At 40.9% G+C, this 19,206-nt stretch carries 15 protein-coding genes; all 15 read left to right on the forward strand.

Translation table 11 applies throughout. The features are described 5' to 3' along the window. Window positions 1-171: 171 nt before the first annotated feature. The 15 genes from wcaK (at window position 172) to Q3H59_RS07190 (ending at window position 18,966) form a co-directional block, all read left to right on the forward strand. Entirely contained in the window at window positions 172-1,434 is a 1,263-nt protein-coding gene (gene wcaK, locus Q3H59_RS07120; RefSeq protein WP_101763371.1) for a colanic acid biosynthesis pyruvyl transferase WcaK, read from the forward strand. 4 nt (window positions 1,435-1,438) lie between these two features. Beyond that, window positions 1,439-2,662: a glycosyltransferase gene (locus Q3H59_RS07125; protein WP_192411955.1), complete on the forward strand. Its 1,224-nt coding sequence runs from the start codon at window positions 1,439-1,441 to the stop codon at window positions 2,660-2,662. Continuing rightward, on the forward strand, window positions 2,659-3,999 hold the full coding sequence (locus tag Q3H59_RS07130) for an MOP flippase family protein (RefSeq protein ID WP_008104858.1): 1,341 nt from the start codon (window positions 2,659-2,661) through the stop codon (window positions 3,997-3,999). Before Q3H59_RS07125 ends, Q3H59_RS07130 begins: the two co-directional genes overlap by 4 nt. A 326-nt stretch (window positions 4,000-4,325) precedes the next feature. After that, window positions 4,326-5,219 carry a UTP--glucose-1-phosphate uridylyltransferase GalF gene (gene galF, locus Q3H59_RS07135; protein ID WP_101763372.1) on the forward strand — a complete coding sequence of 298 codons (894 nt, stop codon included), beginning with the start codon at window positions 4,326-4,328 and terminating at the stop codon, window positions 5,217-5,219. A gap of 48 nt (window positions 5,220-5,267) precedes the next feature. Beyond that, window positions 5,268-6,281, forward strand: a complete 1,014-nt coding sequence (gene galE / locus Q3H59_RS07140; RefSeq protein WP_222212083.1) for a UDP-glucose 4-epimerase GalE — start codon at window positions 5,268-5,270, stop codon at window positions 6,279-6,281. Between the two features lie 309 nt (window positions 6,282-6,590). After that, complete coding sequence (locus Q3H59_RS07145; RefSeq protein WP_064739220.1) at window positions 6,591-7,358, forward strand: ABC transporter permease; 768 nt, start codon at window positions 6,591-6,593, stop codon at window positions 7,356-7,358. Further along, window positions 7,358-8,095 (forward strand): ABC transporter ATP-binding protein, encoded by a 738-nt coding sequence (locus tag Q3H59_RS07150; RefSeq protein ID WP_309834013.1) that lies wholly within the window; start codon window positions 7,358-7,360, stop codon window positions 8,093-8,095. The genes Q3H59_RS07145 and Q3H59_RS07150 overlap by 1 nt, the downstream gene beginning before the upstream one ends. 11 nt (window positions 8,096-8,106) lie before the next feature. Then, window positions 8,107-10,011, forward strand: a complete 1,905-nt coding sequence (locus tag Q3H59_RS07155) for a DUF4422 domain-containing protein (RefSeq protein ID WP_309834015.1) — start codon at window positions 8,107-8,109, stop codon at window positions 10,009-10,011. Window positions 10,012-10,016: 5 nt separating this feature from the next. Further along, entirely contained in the window at window positions 10,017-11,168 is a 1,152-nt protein-coding gene (gene glf / locus Q3H59_RS07160) for a UDP-galactopyranose mutase (RefSeq protein ID WP_309834017.1), read from the forward strand. Continuing rightward, on the forward strand, window positions 11,165-12,070 hold the full coding sequence (locus tag Q3H59_RS07165; RefSeq protein WP_309834019.1) for a glycosyltransferase: 906 nt from the start codon (window positions 11,165-11,167) through the stop codon (window positions 12,068-12,070). Before glf ends, Q3H59_RS07165 begins: the two co-directional genes overlap by 4 nt. Beyond that, on the forward strand, window positions 12,067-13,203 hold the full coding sequence (locus Q3H59_RS07170) for a glycosyltransferase family 4 protein (protein ID WP_309834021.1): 1,137 nt from the start codon (window positions 12,067-12,069) through the stop codon (window positions 13,201-13,203). The genes Q3H59_RS07165 and Q3H59_RS07170 overlap by 4 nt, the downstream gene beginning before the upstream one ends. 252 nt (window positions 13,204-13,455) lie before the next feature. Next, a complete protein-coding gene (gndA, locus tag Q3H59_RS07175) occupies window positions 13,456-14,868 on the forward strand; it encodes an NADP-dependent phosphogluconate dehydrogenase (protein ID WP_309834023.1) in 1,413 nt (470 codons plus the stop codon). A gap of 127 nt (window positions 14,869-14,995) precedes the next feature. Next, window positions 14,996-16,096: an acyltransferase gene (locus Q3H59_RS07180; RefSeq protein WP_309834024.1), complete on the forward strand. Its 1,101-nt coding sequence runs from the start codon at window positions 14,996-14,998 to the stop codon at window positions 16,094-16,096. A 47-nt stretch (window positions 16,097-16,143) separates the two neighbouring features. Further along, window positions 16,144-17,481 carry a glycosyltransferase gene (locus Q3H59_RS07185; protein ID WP_309834026.1) on the forward strand — a complete coding sequence of 446 codons (1,338 nt, stop codon included), beginning with the start codon at window positions 16,144-16,146 and terminating at the stop codon, window positions 17,479-17,481. A 93-nt stretch (window positions 17,482-17,574) separates the two neighbouring features. After that, window positions 17,575-18,966 (forward strand): glycosyltransferase family 2 protein, encoded by a 1,392-nt coding sequence (locus Q3H59_RS07190; RefSeq protein ID WP_309834028.1) that lies wholly within the window; start codon window positions 17,575-17,577, stop codon window positions 18,964-18,966. Window positions 18,967-19,206: the final 240 nt, after the last annotated feature.

The following is a 19,206-nucleotide window of genomic DNA, read 5'->3' on the forward strand; positions in this document are numbered from 1 at the left end:
ATCGCGCCGCTACGGAATGTGCATAGTTTTTAAGCAGTACTGAATAGAAATGCAATTAGCACCACTTTTTTGGGGTTTACTCCCATTGCAGTCCTTTGAATCAGAGTTCACTTTGCCAGTGCAGCTATTGGCGGCTTGTAAAAATTACAAAAATTTTTCCGGAGTTTTTTTATGAAGATTTTATTGGTAGGAAACCATACCTGTGGAAATCGTGGGGATGGCGCGATTTTACGTGGGCTGATTGATTCACTGAAATCCGCGCGCGCGGATTTGGATATCGATGTGATCAGCCGTTATCCAACAAGCTCTGGCTATTTACTGCAGCAGGATATCCAGCAGGATTCCCTGTTCCTGCACAACAGCAAGTCGGGCAAAGGGTTAGTGGGCAGCCTGAAACGCAAGGTGGCGAACCGCCTGATGCCGGACATCATGATGGCGCACCTTGGCAAAGGCGGCGTGTACAAATCCTTCTCGGTGCCACCGCATCTGGCGGCGTTCACCCAAAGCCTTGCACAATATGACGCGATTATTCAGGTTGGCGGCTCGTTCTTCGTCGATCTCTACGGCGTGACCCAATTCGATCACGCGCTCTGTGCGCTGATGGCGAAAAAGCCGCTGCATATGGTCGGTCACTCGGTCGGTCCGTTCGAGAACCCGCGCGTTAATGCGCTGGCGAACTTTGTCTTTGATCGCGTTGACAGCCTGGTGCTGCGCGAAGAGGTGAGCTACGACCGCCTGAAGCAAGATGGCGTGACCACCAGCAAAGTGAAGAAGGGCGTTGATACCGCGTTCCTGGTTGAAGCGCGTGAAGTGGCTAATCCAAGCCATAACCTGCTGCACTGGCAGGCGATTATTAGCGCACGCAAAACCATTGCGATTACCGTGCGTGAACTGGCGCCGTTCGACAAACGTCTTGGCGTAACACAGAAAGAGTATGAAGCTGCCTTTGGCCGCGTGATTAACGCGATGATTGCCGAAGGTTATCAGGTGGTTGCCTTCTCTACCTGTACCGGTATTGATAGCTACGCCAAAGACGACCGCATGGTGGCGCTGACGTTGCGCGATCATGTCGAGCATCCCGAGCATTACCATGTCATCATGGACGAGTTCAACGACCTCGAACTCGGCATCCTCCTCAGCCATTGTCATCTGACCATTGGTACCCGCCTGCACTCCGCCATCATCTCCATGAACTTTGGTACGCCAGCCGTGGCCATCAACTACGAGCACAAGTCGCTCGGCGTGATGAAACAGCTTGGCCTGCCGCAGATGGCCACCGATGTGCAGAGCCTGATGGACGGTTCGCTCATTGATAAAGTGCAGACGGTGCTGGCCGACTACGACAACGTGAAACACAAAGTTGATACCGCGGTGGCGCAGGAGCGTGAGATTGGTAACCGCATTACAGCAGAAATTCTCAACGTCCTGGGGTGAAGTGATGAAGCTGACCTTTTTCACCATGCGTTTTCCTGTTGCCTCTGAGACCTTTGTGCTCAATCAGGTGACGCATTTCATCGATGCAGGCTACGACGTGGAGATTATCTCCGTGTTTCCGGGCGATATGATTAATCGCCACGCCGCGTTCGATGACTACAATTTGGCAGCGAAAACCCACTATTTACTGCCGGAAGAGAAAGTATCCAACCTTGATAAGCTGACGCAGCGTATCGGGTTGATACTGCCGAAAATCACCAAAGGCGCGCTGCTCAAGTCGCTGAATGTGCGTCGCTACGGCGCACAGGCCAGCAAACTGCTGCTGCCGGCGATTGTCGCCAACACTAAACAGCCTTACACCGCCGATGTGTTTCTTGTGCACTTTGGCTATGCCGGCGCACTGGCTAACAAGCTGCGCGAACTCGGCGTGCTGAAAGGCAAGCAGGCGACGGTGTTCCACGGCGCGGATATTTCGCGTCGTCACATCCTCGAAGAGCATAAGCTCGACTACGTCAACCTGTTCAAACAGAGCGAACTGATGCTGCCTATCAGCCACTTGTGGGAGAACAAGCTGATTGAGATGGGTTGTCCGCGTGCCAAGGTGCATGTCACGCGTATGGGCATCGAGCCGGAGAAGTTTAACTTCCGTCCGCGCGAGGCGTTCCATCAACCGCTGCGCATCGTCTCAGTGGCGCGTCTGACCGAGAAGAAAGGGTTGGATGTGGCGGTGAAAGCCAGCGAAATCCTGCGCAATAATGGCGGCCAGTTCCAGTTCACCATCATCGGTAACGGCGAGCAGGATGGCATGATGCGCGAGCACATCGCGCGCGCTGGATTGCAGGATTACGTCACCATGCCGGGCTTCAAGCCGCAGGATGAGATTCGTCAGGCGCTGAACGAGGCGGACATCTTCCTGCTGCCGTCTAAAACCGCCGCAGATGGCGATATGGAAGGCATTCCGGTGGCGCTGATGGAAGCGATGGCAGTTGGCTTGCCGGTGGTGTCGACCTATCACAGCGGCATTCCTGAACTGATTGAGAATGACGTCAGCGGATGGCTGGTGGCCGAAAACGATCCTGACGAGCTGGCAGCGACGTTGCTGCGCCTGTCGCGTGGCGACGTGGATGTGGCACCGGTGGTCGCCGCTGCGCGGCAGAAAGTCGAAACTGAGTTCAATCAGCACATCGCTTACGGTGAGCTGGCGAAAATTCTGGAGCGCATGGTGTGAGCGGATTAAAAAAACAGGCCGTTTGGCTGTTTGGTAGTACCTGTTTTGCCGCATTGCTCCAGGTGTTACAGCTCGCCGTGCTGGCGCGCAAACTGGAAACGCACGAGCTGGGTTTACTGGCGATCATCAATGCGATTCTGGCGGTGGCGACCGTGCTGCAGGATATGGGCATGAGCAGCTATATCGTGCATCGCCAGGATATTAATCGCCGTGAGCAGAGCACCATTTACTGGGTGAACGTGTCGCTCAGTTTCTGCACCGGCTTAATTATGCTGGCGATTGCCTATCCGGTGGCGTGGTTCTATCACTTGCCGGAGCTGGTGGGCCTGATCATGCTCACCAGCCTCAACTTCCTGGTGCTGGGACATCTGTCGCAGTATCAGGCGCACTATGTGAAAACCAAACGCATGGTAACGCTGGCGAAGATTGAGATGGCCACCAAGCTGTTTGCGTTCCTGTGTACCGTGGCGATGCTGTATTACACCTCGCTTACCGTGGCCGCGGCGATTCTTGGTCTGTTCATCAACGCCTTCACGCGCATTCTTTGCATGATCTACTTCGGCGAGAAATCCTGGCGTCCGACCTGGGAGTTCGACGGCAAAACCTTCGTCAGCGCCGTGCGTTATGGCGTATATCAGCTTGGTTCGCAGACCATCAATCAGCTGCGTACCCAGGCCGATGCGCTGATCGTCGGTAAAGTGATGGGTGCGGAGATGCTGGGGATTTACTCGCTGGCAAAAGAGCTCATTCTGCAACCGCTGAAGCTGGTTTCGCCGGTGATTAACCGCCTGGCATTGCCGCGCTTCGCTGAGAAGCAGCACGATCCAGAGCAGCTGAAAAAGCTGTTCCTGAAAGGCACTTTCGTCATCATGCTGTTCAGTAGCGCGATGTATCTGGCGATTGGCATTCTTTCCCCGGTCATTGTGCGCGTGCTGTACGGCGCTTCACATGAGCAGGTTTACCATCTGATTCCGCTGATGCTGCTGTTTGGCATGCTGCGTCCGATGGGCGGCTTAACCGGCGCGATTTCGCAGGCCAACGGCCGCACCAATGTTGAGTTCTACTGGAACATTGTGGCGAGCCTGGTGGTGGTTGCGGTGCTGGCGACGACCTACATCTGGCCGAACGTGCTGTATGTGGCGCTGACGCTCTCGATCTCGCAGGTGCTGATTTCGGCCTTTGCCCATCCGTTCTTCATCAAGCCGGTGATTGGCATCCGCTTTATGCCGTATGCACGTCAGTGGGTTTCGGTGTCGGTGGTGTTTGTTGCGCTGATGATGCTGGTAAACCACTTCAACCTGTTCGTGATGCCGGAATGGTTTGAGGGCTGGCTGTAGACATCAACATCCAACCCGCGTGATGAATCGCGCCGCTACAGATGACTCAATGTTTACACGGTCCGTAGCGGCGCCATTTATGGCGCATTATCAACTCAGCTTTCAGTCAATCTCTGGTCTCGTCATCTCAAATCCTTTCACGATTTTTCAGCGGTTTAGCGCATCGGTTCCTCATCGGCATTTCGGCGTTTTTACCGGCCAAATTGGCGATTTTTGATGGTGTGACAGAGAGTTAGTGCCGGTTTTTCAGATAAAGATTATACTTGCTCGACCGGCCGATCCTGCATAATCGACCCCACGTATTCACTTCATGAAATGGAATAAATATGACCAAGCTTAAAGCAGTAATCCCCGTTGCGGGTCTCGGTATGCATATGCTTCCTGCGACGAAAGCCATTCCGAAAGAGATGCTGCCAATTGTCGACAAACCAATGATTCAATACATTGTTGACGAATGCGTCGCGGCTGGCATCAAGGAGATTGTGCTGGTCACCCATGCTTCCAAAAATGCAGTGGAAAACCACTTCGATACCACTTACGAGCTGGAAGCGCTGCTAGAAGCGCGCGTTAAACGTCAGCTGCTGAGCGAAGTGCAGTCAATCTGTCCGCCGGGCGTGACCATCATGAACGTGCGTCAGGCCAACCCGTTAGGCTTGGGCCACTCTGTGCTGTGCGCGCGTCCAATGATTGGCGACAACCCATTTGTGGTGGTGCTGCCAGACGTGCTGCTGGATGACTCCACCGCTGACCACCTGCGTTATAACCTTGCCTCAATGGTTGCGCGTTTCGAAGACACCGGCCACAGCCAGGTGCTGGCGAAACACATGCCGGGCGAAGATCTTACTGAATATGGCGTGCTGACTACCGAAGAGCCGATTGATAACCCAGGCGATATCAGCACCATCACCAGCTTTGTTGAGAAGCCAGAAGCGGGTTCTACCGACTCTGACCTGACTGCAGTTGGCCGTTATGTGCTCTCTGCGGATATCTGGGAAGAGCTGGAGCGCACTGAGCCGGGCGCATGGGGCCGCATTCAGCTGACCGATGCTATCGCCTCTCTGAGCAAGAAGAAGCCAGTTGATGTGCAGCTGCTGACCGGTACCAGCTACGACTGCGGTCGTAAACTCGGTTATATGCAGGCATTCGTCTCTTACGGCTTGCGTAACAACGATCAGGGCCGCGATTTCCGCGAATCTATTCAGAAAATACTGGCGAAATAAGCTTTCTCATTCTCTACCGCGCCTTTAGCGCGGTTTAAAGGAGTACACATGGCTATTTTGGTAACGGGCGGAGCGGGTTACATCGGCTCCCATACGGTGCTGGCGCTGTTAGAGCGCGGCGACGACGTTGTGGTCCTGGATAACCTTTGCAATGCTTCCCGCGAAGCCATCAACCGCGTGGAAAAGCTCTCAGGCAAAAAAGCGGTGTTCGTCGAAGGCGATATCCGCGATCGCGCCTGCCTGCGTGACCTGTTTGCCACTAACGATATCAGCGCTGTGATTCACTTCGCCGCACTGAAAGCCGTTGGTGAGTCCACGCGCATGCCACTGGAATACTACGAAAACAACGTGGCTGGCACCGTGGTGCTGCTGGAAGAGATGCGCGCTGCTGGCGTGTGGAACTTCATCTTCAGCTCATCTGCGACGGTTTATGGCGCCGATGCGCCGGTTCCTTACGTGGAAACCACGCCAATTGGCGGTACCACTAGCCCGTACGGTACTTCAAAGCTGATGATCGAATTCGTGATGCGCGATTTCGCGAAAGCCGATCCGAATTTCAAAGCCATCGCACTGCGCTACTTCAACCCGGTTGGGGCGCATGAGTCTGGTGAAATCGGTGAAGATCCAACCGGCATTCCTAATAACCTGCTGCCGTACATCGCGCAGGTGGCGATTGGCCGTCTGGAGAAGCTGGGCGTGTTTGGCGATGATTACGACACGCCGGATGGCACCGCACAGCGCGACTACATTCACGTTGTCGACCTGGCAGAAGGGCACCTAAAAGCGCTGGACCACTTAGCCAAAGTTGAAGGCTACAAAGCCTACAATCTCGGCGGCGGCGTGGGCTTCTCCGTGCTGGAGATGATCAAGGCGTTTGAGAAAGCGTCCGGTAAGCCGATTCCGTTTGAGTTTAAGCCACGCCGTGACGGCGATTTGCCAGCGTTCTGGGCAGATGCAAGTCTCGCAAATACTGAGTTGGACTGGCGTGTGACGCGCGGGATCGATGCCATGATGCGTGATACGTGGAACTGGCAGTCGAAGAATCCGAATGGATTCCGCTAGTTATACTGTTTATAGCTCAAAGCCTGTCTACGGACAGGCTTTTTTGCTTTATAAATCATGGAGTTTTACAGGCTTTTAAGTAGTTATCGGAAATGATAACATTCTGCGCTTATCAAAAAGTGCGGATGGTCATTATAAAATTTAAGTTATGTGTTTAGCTTGTTATCGGAAATAGCAGCACGAACTTTCGAAACATGGATTGATTAGTAGTGTACTGGTAGCTATAGAGCCAGGGGCGGTAGCGTCTGCAGAACTAATCATCGAACATTAAATAATCATTAGCGTAAGCTTAAAATTAGAGCGTAAAGTATGAAGTTTAGTTTGGGATATCTCATTGATTTAATAACAGTAATCACTGAGAAGGAACTTAAAGTTCGCTATAAAAGCAGTTTTCTAGGTTATTTATGGTCAATAGCTAATCCACTTCTCTTTGCCATGATTTACTACTTTATCTTTAAGTTAATCATGCGAGTCCAAATCCCGAATTACACAATCTTTATTATCACAGGATTGTTTCCCTGGCAGTGGTTTGCAAGCACAACCTCTAACTCGCTGTTTTCGTTCATAGCTAATGCACAAATAATAAAGAAAACAGTTTTTCCAAGATCAGTGATTCCTTTCAGTAATGTCATGATGGAGTGCTTGCATTTCCTATGTACCATTCCTGTTATCATTGTGTTCCTTTTGATATATGACATGACGCCTCATTGGAATTGGATCTATGGCATCCCATTGATTGGCATTGCACAATTAATTTTCTCCTATGGTATTGCTCTTTTCCTTTCAACATTGAATCTCTTCTTCCGTGATTTAGAAAGGTTTATTACATTGGGTATTATGCTGCTGTTCTATTGCACGCCAATACTTTATGCCAGTGATATGATACCTGAAAAATATCAATGGTTAATAACCTATAATCCTCTCGCAGATATGGTTTTAAGCTGGAGAGAATTATTCATGAATGGTCATGTTGATTATGAAAAAATTCTTTCACTTTATGGTATGGGAATCGTGACGCTTACCATTGGTGCATGGGTTTTCAACAAATTAAAATACCGTTTCGCAGAGATTTTATAATGGAAGTCGCAATTGAATTTAAAGCGGTAACTAAAAGTTATCCCTTATATCATCATATTGGCTCAGGAATTAAAGAGCTGATTTTTAACCCGAAAAGAGCATTAACCCTTTTATCAGGTAGAAGCTATCTGGCTATTGAGGATATCAACTTCACAGTTAATAAAGGGGAATCTGTTGCTTTGATAGGCAGAAATGGTGCTGGTAAAAGCACTTCTTTAGGTTTAGTTGCTGGTGTAATTAAGCCTACGGCAGGAAGTGTGACCACCAAAGGCCGAGTAGCTTCGATGCTAGAATTGGGAGGCGGCTTTCATCCTGAACTCACTGGTAGAGAAAATATTAGATTAAATGCCACTCTACTCGGCTTGAGACGTAAGCAATTAAATGAACGAATTGATAAGATCATTGAATTTTCTGAGCTTGGTGAATTCATTGATGAACCGATTCGTGTTTATTCAAGTGGCATGTTAGCAAAACTGGGTTTCTCGGTTATTACTCAAGTCGATCCGGATATTTTGATTATTGATGAGGTTTTAGCTGTAGGTGATTATGCGTTTCAAAAAAAGTGCATTGAGACCATTAATAAATTTAAAGAGAAAGGCGTAACGATACTTTTTGTTAGCCATAATTTAACCGATATTGAAAAGATTTGTGACAGAGTTATATGGATTGAGAACCACCGATTAAAGGCGAGTGGCAATGCGGCTGTAATTTTAGAACAATATCGATCTTCAATGTAAGGAAACAATGAATGAATATTAGCAATGAAAAAGTAAAAATATATACCAGCCACCATAAGCCCAGCGCCTTTTTATCATCAAATGTAATAAAACCAATACATGTAGGAAAAGCCAATAGCTATAATGATATTTGCTGTATAGGTGATAATACTGGAGAAAATATTTCTTTTAAGAATCCATTTTATTGCGAACTTACAGCTCAATATTGGGTGTGGAAGAATGATCTCTCATCAGATTATGTCGGCTTTATGCATTATAGGAGGCATTTAAATTTTTCATCAGATCAAAGCTATGATGAAGATATTTGGGGCGTAATTAATGAAGACGTTATATCTCCTGAATATGAAAAAAAGTTTGGGTTAGATGAAAGCAGCATCATTAGTGCAATTGCCGATTATGATATCTTGTTGCCTAAAAAATGGAGTGTAAAGCAGGCGGGGAGCAAGAATAATTATGAACATTATAAAGTATCTCAGCATTTACATATTGAAGATTACCAGTCAGCAATAGACAGCTTATTGTATCTATATCCTGAATATGCTGCAGCAGTAAAAGAATTTAATACTGCGCACGATGGATATTATACGAATATGTTCGTTATGAAATCTGAATTATTTTCAGATTATTCAGAATGGTTATTTTCAATACTTGAAGATCTTGAAAATAATTTCGCGCTCCGTAATTATGATGCACAAGAAAAAAGAGTTGTAGGCCATATCTCAGAAAGGCTGTTCAATATATATCTGATTCATAAAGAAAAAACTAGCGGGTTAAATAAAAAAGAAATTCAAAGAACTTTTGTTAAAAATGAAACATTTAACGGGAAGTTAAAACAGAATTTTGAATCAAAAAATATCCCTATTGTCATTTGTTTTGATGATAATTACTCATTAAGTGGTGGAGCATTAATAAACTCCATAGTTAAAAATAGCACTGAAAAAGATAACTACGATATTGTTGTATTAGAAAATGGTGTTTCGGCTAGAAATAAGTCGCGTTTAATTTCGCTAATAAAAAACAAAAATAACTTTTCAATACGCTTTTTTGATGTTAACGCATTCAGTGAAATGAAAAGTGTTTATACGCGTGCGCATTTTAGCGCTGCGACTTATGCTAGATTATTTATTCCTTCTTTGTTTTCAAATTTCGAAAAAGTCCTGTTTATCGATGCTGATACTATAGTTGAAAGTGATGTAGCAGAATTAGTTCATATTGATATGAAGAATAACCTTGTGGCAGCTGTGAAAGATATTGTCATGGAAGGTTTTGTAAAGTTCGGCGCTATTGCTCATTCTGAGGAAGGCCAAAACGAAACAGCAAAAGAATACTTAAATAATGTTCTGGCAATGAAGGATACAGAGCGTTATTTTCAGGCTGGCTTAATTCTGTTCAATGTTGCGCAGATGAATGCTGAGAATACATACACTCAGCTAATGGCTACTATGAAATCCAGATCGTTTTGGTTTTTAGACCAAGACATTATGAACAAGGTTTTTTACGACCGGGTGCATTATCTGCCATTTGAGTGGAATGTATATCATGGTAATGGCAATACAGATGATTTCTTCCCAAATCTAAAATTTGCCTCATACATGCAGTTTTTGGCTTCCAGAAAAAAACCAAAAATGATTCATTTTGCAGGTGAAAACAAGCCCTGGGATGCTCCCCACGTTGATTTCTTTGATAACTTCATGTCATATATTGATGGAACACCTTGGCAACAAGAAGTTATTAACCGCTTATACGGCAAGGCTAATGTAATTGCGAATAATAAAGGTAGTAACCAAATGTTATTCCAGACAAAAGTAAAGCGTAAATTTATGCCATATTTAAATCGCTATGCTCCAGTTGGTAGTAAGCGTCGGCAGCATATAGCAAAAACGTATTATAAAATTCGTCGGATGATTTTAGGTTAATATCAATGAGAAAAAATATTTTAATTGTAGGTGCTGGTTTTTCGGGTGCAGTGATTGGGCGTGAACTGGCTGAGGACGGGCACAATGTAAGAATCATTGATTCTCGTGCCCATATCGCTGGAAATTGCTATAGCGAGCGAGACGAAAAAACTCATGTAATGATTCATACATATGGGCCTCATATATTTCATACCGATAATGAAGAAGTCTGGAATTATATCAGTTCGCATTGCGAGATGATGCCATACGTAAATAGAGTTAAAGCAACTGTAAATGGACAGGTTTTCTCTTTACCGATCAACTTACACACGATCAATCAGTTTTTTAAAACTACATGTAATCCTGAAGAAGCTAAAAAGCTCATTGAATCAAAAGGTGATGCAACAATCCTTGATCCTAAAACATTTGAAGATCAAGCGTTGAGATTTGTTGGTAAAGAATTATATGAGTCATTCTTTAAGGGCTATACCATTAAACAATGGGGGATGGAGCCAAAAGAGTTGCCAGCTTCTATCTTAAAAAGGCTCCCGATACGTTTTAATTATGATGACAACTATTTCAATCATAAGTATCAAGGCATGCCAAAAGAGGGTTATACCCCAATTGTTGAATCGATTCTAAATCACGAAAATATTACTGTTGAATTAAACACTGATTATAACCCACAAGAAAAAGAAAATTATGACCATGTGTTTTATAGTGGTCAGTTGGATGGATACTTCGGTTATAGTTTAGGGCGCTTAGGATACAGAACTCTAGACTTTGATAAATTTACTGCCAATGGAGATTATCAAGGTTGTGCAGTAATGAATTATTGTGAGGTAAATGTGCCCTATACCAGGATTACTGAACACAAGTATTTTGCGCCATGGGAAAAGCATGACTCAACTGTATGCTATAGAGAATATAGTCGCTCTTGTAATGAGAATGACATTCCTTATTACCCAATTAGACAAATGGGTGAAATGTCATTGCTTCAAAAGTATCTAGATCAAGCAGAATCAGAAAGTAACATTACATTTATTGGTCGTCTTGGAACTTATCGTTACCTCGATATGGATGTGACAATAGCCGAGGCACTGTCAGTAGTACGTTCATATCGTCAGGCACTATTAGATAATCAAAAAATGCCATCATTTGTGGTTAATCCGAGATGAAGATTACTGCGTTGATTGTCACTTACAATCGACTTGAAAAGTTAAAAAAATGTGTAGCGGCCGCGAGGCTGCTATCTTTTCACCAGATTGTTATAGTAAACAATGCATCAACTGATGATACGCAGTGTTGGCTAGAGTCCATTGACGAACCTAATATAAATATATTGAATAGTGATACCAATGATGGTGGCGCTGGGGGATTCTATAAAGGAGCTAAATGGATTTCTGAAAATTGTATTACAGATTGGGTTCTTTTCTTTGATGATGACGCATATCCAGATATAGAATTGCTTAACAATTTTGCGTTGACCAATAAGACTGACGTAGATGCTATAGCAACAAAAGTCGTAGATAAACAAGGTATTCGTTGCAAGATGAATATACCGTGGATTAAGTTTCCGAATACGATAAGAGATGTTAATAAATATCGTGCCGAACCTAATTTATTTACTGCAGTTGGCGAAGAATGTTGTAGCATAATTTCATTTTCATTTGTAGGGGTTTTTATTAACTCAAACGTTCTCAGGAATACTTACCAAAATATAGATAAACGCCTATTTATCTACTTTGATGATGTATACTATTCATGGTTTTTAGTCAGGCAGGGATATAAAATAAAATACGAACCCACGCTTAGTTTCATACATGACATAGCTGACAGGCAAACAGTGATGAGTCCGTGGAAAATATATTATCTTGTCAGGAATCTTATTTGGTCTGTGCACATCTTTGGAAAGAAGAAGCCATTTGGATATACTTCCATTCTAATTAGGATATTTAGTTATTTATTGCAAACAATTCATTCAGAAAGTAAGTTGAAATATTTCAAAGCAATTATAATGGGGGTATGGGATGGGGTTTTGAATAAAAGTAAAATATCTAAAGATGGTGTCATTAAATGAAAAAATTATGTTTCTATATAAATTCTGATTGGTATTTTAGTTTGCACTGGAAGGAACGAGCGGTAGCTGCTATCGATAGTGGCTATCAAGTTCACGTAATATGCAATTTTTCAAGTGATGATGAAAGACGCTCATTAGAACTATTAGGACTAATCACACATAATTCCAATATGTCTGAGCAATCATTAAATCCTTTTTTTTTAATGAAGGATGTCTATCGCTCTTGTAAAATACTTAAAGAAATTAGCCCTGATATTATTCACTGTATCACAATCAAAGCATGCATCATTGGCGGCTTATATTCAAAAATATATAACAAAAATTTAGTTCTAAGTTTTGTTGGGTTAGGTAGAGTCTTTTCTTCAGAAGTTATTGTTTACAAGCTTCTAAAGAAAATAGTAACTAAGCTTTACGCATGGATTTCTAAGAAAAAAAATGTTTTCTTCATATTTGAACATGAAAATGACAGATGTGAAATAGTAAATAGAACTGGTATTGATATCAATAAGACTTTTGTAATAAATGGTGCGGGTGTCAATCTATCAGATTTTAATTATGTTGAGGAAGATGATAGAGAAATTCCAGTCGTGCTGTTTGCAGGTCGTCTCATATGGAGTAAAGGTTTAAAAGATCTTATTGATGCAAAGATTGCTCTCCGCGAGCAGGGCGTGGATTTTGTATTAGATGTGGCTGGTTTTATAGTTAAAAATGACCCAGATTCAATCCCGCAAAGTTTAATTGAAGATTGGTCGTGTAAAGGCATTATTAGATGGTTGGGTAAATCAAATAATGTGAGTGAATTAATAAAAAAATCAAATATTATAGCTTTACCTTCTGTTTATGCGGAGGGCGTTCCAAGAATTTTAATTGAGGCAGCAGCTATAGGTAGAGCTACAATAGCTTACGATACCGGAGGCTGTGGCAGCATAATTAAAAATAATGAAACTGGGTACTTAATTGAGAAAAGTAACTTTCCAGAATTACTTGATAAATTACAAGTTTTGCTAGTTGATATTGAGCTGAGAAAAGAATTTGGAAAAAGAGCAAGTATAAAAGCTGTAGATGGTTTCTCTTCAAAGAAAGTAATTGAAACTACGCTGGGGATTTATAAGAATTTAATAGCTAATTATTAAGTTCATAATTGGCTGAAAATATAATTTATATTAGTGTTTGATGTTTTTTTGTAAGTGATTATGATGATGATTTAATAATGATTTACCAATTCATTTGCTTCTATTGCACCTTCCTCCAGCTAAACTATAGTTTAGCTTTGAGTGCTTGCGATTTTTAATTGTTTAAAGTTACCCGTATCATGATGTAAGATATTTCAGTTTACATTTAATGAACAGTTTATATACGGTTTACAAACAGACAGGAGTAGATAAATGTCAAAGCAGCAAATCGGTGTTGTAGGTATGGCAGTTATGGGGCGCAATTTGGCTCTTAACATTGAGAGCCGCGGTTACACTGTTTCTATCTTCAACCGTTCACGTGAAAAGACTGATGAAGTCATCGCTGAGAACCAGGGTAAAAAACTTGCGCCTTTCTATACTGTTGAAGAGTTTGTTCAATCGCTGGAAAAACCACGTCGAATCCTTCTGATGGTACAAGCAGGTGAGGCAACTGATAAAACTATAGCTTCCCTTACTCCTCATCTGGATAAAGGTGATATTCTGATCGATGGTGGTAACACCTTCTATAAAGACACCATCCGTCGTAACAAAGAGCTGTCCGATCAAGGCTTCAACTTCATCGGTACCGGCGTTTCCGGTGGTGAAGAGGGCGCACTGAAAGGCCCATCAATCATGCCTGGCGGCCAGAAAGAAGCGTACGAACTGGTTGCTCCAATCCTTGATAAGATCGCTGCGCGCGCTGAAGATGGCGAAGCTTGCGTTGCTTACATCGGTCCTAATGGTGCCGGCCACTATGTGAAGATGGTGCACAACGGCATCGAATATGGCGACATGCAGCTGATCGCAGAGGCCTATGCGCTGCTGAAAGGCGCACTGGCTCTGAACAACGAAGAGCTGGCTAAAACCTTCACAGATTGGAACAACGGTGAGTTAAGTAGCTATCTGATCGACATCACCAAAGATATCTTCAATAAGAAAGATGAAGGCGGTAAATATCTAGTTGATGTGATTCTGGATGAAGCAGCTAACAAAGGCACTGGTAAATGGACCAGCCAGAGCTCATTAGATCTGGGCGAACCACTGTCACTTATCACCGAATCTGTGTTTGCCCGCTATTTATCTTCACTGAAAACTCAGCGTGTTGCAGCTTCCAAAGTATTAAGAGGTCCACAGGCGAAGGCCTTCACTGGTGATAAAGCTGAGTTCGTAGAAAAAGTGCGCCGTGCGTTGTACTTAGGAAAAATCGTTTCATATGCACAGGGCTTTTCTCAGTTGCGTGCGGCGTCTGAAGAAAACGACTGGGATTTGCACTACGGTGAGATTGCTAAGATCTTCCGTGCTGGTTGCATTATTCGTGCTCAGTTCTTGCAGAAAATCACTGATGCGTATGCTACCGATGCAAACATCGCAAACCTGCTTCTGGATCCTTACTTCAAGAATATCGCTGATAAGTATCAGCAGGCGCTGCGTGATGTAGTGTCTTACGCTATTCAGAACGGTATCCCGACTCCGACCTTCTCTGCGGCGATTGCTTATTACGATAGTTATCGCTCGGAAGTTCTTCCTGCTAACCTGATTCAGGCTCAGCGTGACTACTTCGGTGCACATACTTATAAGCGAATTGATAAAGACGGTATTTTCCACACAGAGTGGATTGAAAAATAAATTATCTTTGATTTAATAATGATAAGCCTCCTTTTGGAGGCTTTATTTATGCGTAATGCGGGCATGGCAATCTAATCATGTGAAGCACTATTGCTTTCTCTTGTATATTTAGCTGGTAATGACCTTAATGAAAAAAATAGATTACCTCGAAGGATTGAGAGGCATGTGTTGCTTTATAGTTTTAATCGATCATTGCGTAAATTCTTTCAAACCAGATCTAAGATTCACAAGTTTAACGAGTTTCGGTGGGGAAATAAGAAGGATAATAGGTTGGGGTCCTTTAAATTTAATTTATAGCGGAATTGCTCCTGTATGCATTTTTTTTATATTGAGCGGTTTTGTTTTGAGCTTGAAATTTAACAGTGTAAATGAGCATGATGTCATATTTAAGGGTATTATAAAAAGGTACCCACGGCTCGTTCTTCCTGTCTTAGCATCAATGATATTGATGTACGCTGTTTTCAGTCTCTTTAATTTGTTCACTGATTATAGAAGTAATCTTACTATAGCAAATGTAATTAAAGAATCACTATACTTTGTGCCATTCGAACATGTTGTTCTTACTAATTATGCTATGTGGACAATCTCATTTGAAGTATATGGTTCTTTTCTTGTTTTTGGTTTGTTAGCTTCAGTAAGTGTTAAGGAAACAAAATTGTGGATATATTCTATTGTTTTAATTTTTTTATACTTACAAGGTTCATATTATTGCCTTTTTATTGCTGGAATGATTTTTAGCGATATATTTTCACGCGGTAAATATCATATATCTAAGACAAAAAGATTAATATTATTTATCGTAGGATTAATACTAGCCACTTCACCTTACCCACGCAGTGGGGTTGAAGTCTATGGTGGGCTATATGAGTACATACAAATATTTAGTTTTTTAGAATATAAAGATGTATATCGATATTTAATGCTTACTGGTAGTATATTCATTTTTTCCGCAATACTCGGCTCTGGTTTATTTGAAAGTTTTGCAGACTATAAATATTTCCGATTTTTAGGGAAAATATCATTCCCCCTTTATATAACACATTCAATATTTATTAATGTATTTGCTTATGTATTGCATAGATTTAACCCAGAAGTCAGCTTTACTATATTCGTTGCAGTTACTTTTTTAACTATTATTACATGCTTGGTAGTGGCAGCAATCTTTGAAAGATTTGTTGACTTACCTTCAATTAAGATTGCTAATATAATTGCGAATAAATTTAAATGAAATGTCAATTAAATTTTTAAAATTCTAAGATTTTATAAGGTATTGAGATGAACCCTAAAGTTTCTGTAATTGTAACATCGTATAATATTGAGGATTATATTGAAGCGTGTTTGAATGGCATAATAAATCAGTCTTTAAAAGAAATCGAAATTATTATTGTAGATGATGGTTCAACAGATAATACACAACAAATAATAAAAAATTTCGCCTCAAACGATGAAAGAATTATTACAATACTGAATCAGCATAATAGTATCGGTGGAGTAGCAACTGCAGCAAATATTGGTATAGAAAGAGCAACTGGAGACTTTATTGGATTTGCAGACGGTGATGATCTCTATGAAGAAACAATGTTTGAAAAACTATATAACGCGGCAGTGGAAAACTCTGCAGATATTACACTGTGTGCTTACAAAGAGTTTGAAGATACTATTAAAAACAATAAGCTTCCCTATGAACCATCATGGAGTGATTTTGAGGGGATAACTTCATTTAAAATAGAAACACCAGGTAACAAGAAAAAAATTCTAGATTTACTGCCTGTACCTTGGAGAAAATTATATAAAAATAATCTTTTTAAAGAAAATGGAATCAGATTTCCAGTAGGTCCATATTTCTTCGAAGATAATGGTTTTCATTGGTTTATAACTATGAATGCTAAAAAAGTTGCATTCGTCAATGAGATCCTTTGCTGGCACAGAAAAAAACGGGCAGGCCAGACAACATCATCCGGAGGGGCGAGTCTTCTTGGAGCCTTCCATCAACATGAAGTTATTTATAACTATTTAGAAAAAAATAATTTATGTAATGATTATAAAGACTATTCACTTATTTGGTTATGTTCGCATGTTGCCTGGATACAGCATAGTATTTCTCATGAATTTGAACGAGATTTTTATGAGGTTATACTACCTCATTTTAAAAAATATTCACGGCATGATATACGAAAAAATATTGCAACAAGATATCATGATAGAAAAAACCTAGAATTAATTATCGCAATAGTTCGTGAAAAACCTGATTTATTTGTTGATGTCTTGCATGGCAGACAGTCATCATCTTTTTTTGAAAAGATCATTTTCAATTATTACAAGTTGGGAATGAATGGTCTTATAAAAATGGTTGTTAGGATTATTTATTATAAGATCAAAGTGAAGTTGTTTTCTTTTAAAAGAACAGAAAAGAGAAGCGATCTTCTCTTAGATAAAGCCAATGAATTATCCTCCCAAATTAATACTATGAATGAACAATTGGTTGAAATAAAAAGTAAGTTAAATGAGTTGGACGTCAGAATTTTAAATTCTAATATAGAAAATTATAATATTTATTCAGATATTAATTTTAGCTTTATGAAACTTAGTGAGAAAATTAATAAGTTGGATTAAAATAAGCATATTGTTTTTTATGTTTTAATTTGAAACAAAGGTTGACTGTTTTGAAAAGTCTGAGCTTTAATGATTTAACTTAGGTGAGTTATAATGTCAGAGATTAATTCAAGTATTTTAGTTTCAATTGTAATGCCTGTCTTTAATGCGGAGGGCTATTTATTAGAGACCATTAATCAAATAACTCAGCAATCTTTACGTGAAATTGAATTAATTATTATCAATGATAATTCCACAGATAATTCAAAAGAAATTATCAAAAATAATATTATTTTCGATAGTAGAATAAAGCTTATATCTAATGATCAAAATCTAGGAGCAGGAGCATCCAGAAACATAGGTCTTTCTTTAGCAACAGGTAAATACGTTATTTTTTTAGATGATGATGATCATATTGAAAAAGATATGATTTTTAAACTTTATCATCACGCCGAAAAACTAGACGCGGAAGTTGTCGTATGTCGTTCTGATTTTATAAATTTTAGCACAAAAAATATCACTGAGACCCCATGGACTATTAGAGATGATTTATTGCCAAATACTGATGTTTTTTCTGGCAATGAAATAAATAGAGACTATTTTAGGGCTTTTACTTGGTGGCCGTGGGATAAGCTTTTTAAGCGTGAATATGTATTGTCTAATCATGTTCTTTTTCAAGAAATACGCACTAGCAATGATTTGTTTTTTATTTGTGCCCAGTTACTTCTTGCAAATAGAATATCAGTAGTAAATGATGTTTTAATTCACCATACCGTAATGAGAGGGAGTTCTTTAGAAAACTCCAGACAATTTTCATACGAATGTGCGTTGCTAGCAATAAAAAAACTTCTCTCTTTTTTGATCGAAAAAGATTTATTCGATAAGTACCGTAAGGATTTTTTTAACTATTGCAGAAACGACATTTTTTTCTTGGAATGGAACATCAACAGTTTAAACAATAAAGTTTTTCACAACTTGTATGATGATGTGAAGGCTTTTCTATTATCATTTGAAGTTGATGATTCTTGTTTCAATGACCATTTCCTAAAAGAAGCTTTTGAACGTATATCACATTTTGATTCTGAAGATTATTTATTTGATCTGAAAAAAAGGTTACAGGCAGAACTTTCCAACAAAAATGAGAGGTTGATTTTGTTGGATAATCTTTCGATAGTCAATGAAGATTTTGCCAGCAGGCTAAATAATTATGATTTGAAATTTGAGTTTTTATCTGCAAAACTCTCTGAAATGAGCACTTTTTTATATCAATGTAAAAAATCAATTGTTCAAGAAGATATTCAGACATTCGAAGAATTGACTGTATCAAAAAAATCAGATTTTTTCAAAAAACCTGAAAAAGAGTGTGAGGGTCAAATTTCTTTAGAAAGTACTGACTATGAGCGATTTGACAGTTTAGATCGCACACTAATTTTTTTGGAGAAAGAAATTATGCTTACTTTAAAGTCTCTCAATGCATATGCTAGCAAAAATAGATTGTTAAAGTAATAAAGGAAATAGTCTTTTACTTTTATCAATGAATAGAGACGCATACAATTATGAGTCTCTTTTATATATATAAATGCAAAAGATTTTTTTATTTTTTATTTGCAGGAACAAGGTGCTTATTGTCCGCTAATTATTTAATTTCTTATAAACTTGCTTCTCAAAGATTTCATATGAAAATGGCGATAATACAATTAATTTTAAAGAAAATATCATTGTTTGTGTAAGAACACTTTGCGCTCT

Origin of the sequence: Pantoea sp. SORGH_AS_0659, from assembly GCF_031453915.1 — a bacterium.
GTDB classification, from domain to species: Bacteria; Pseudomonadota; Gammaproteobacteria; order Enterobacterales; family Enterobacteriaceae; genus Pantoea; species Pantoea leporis.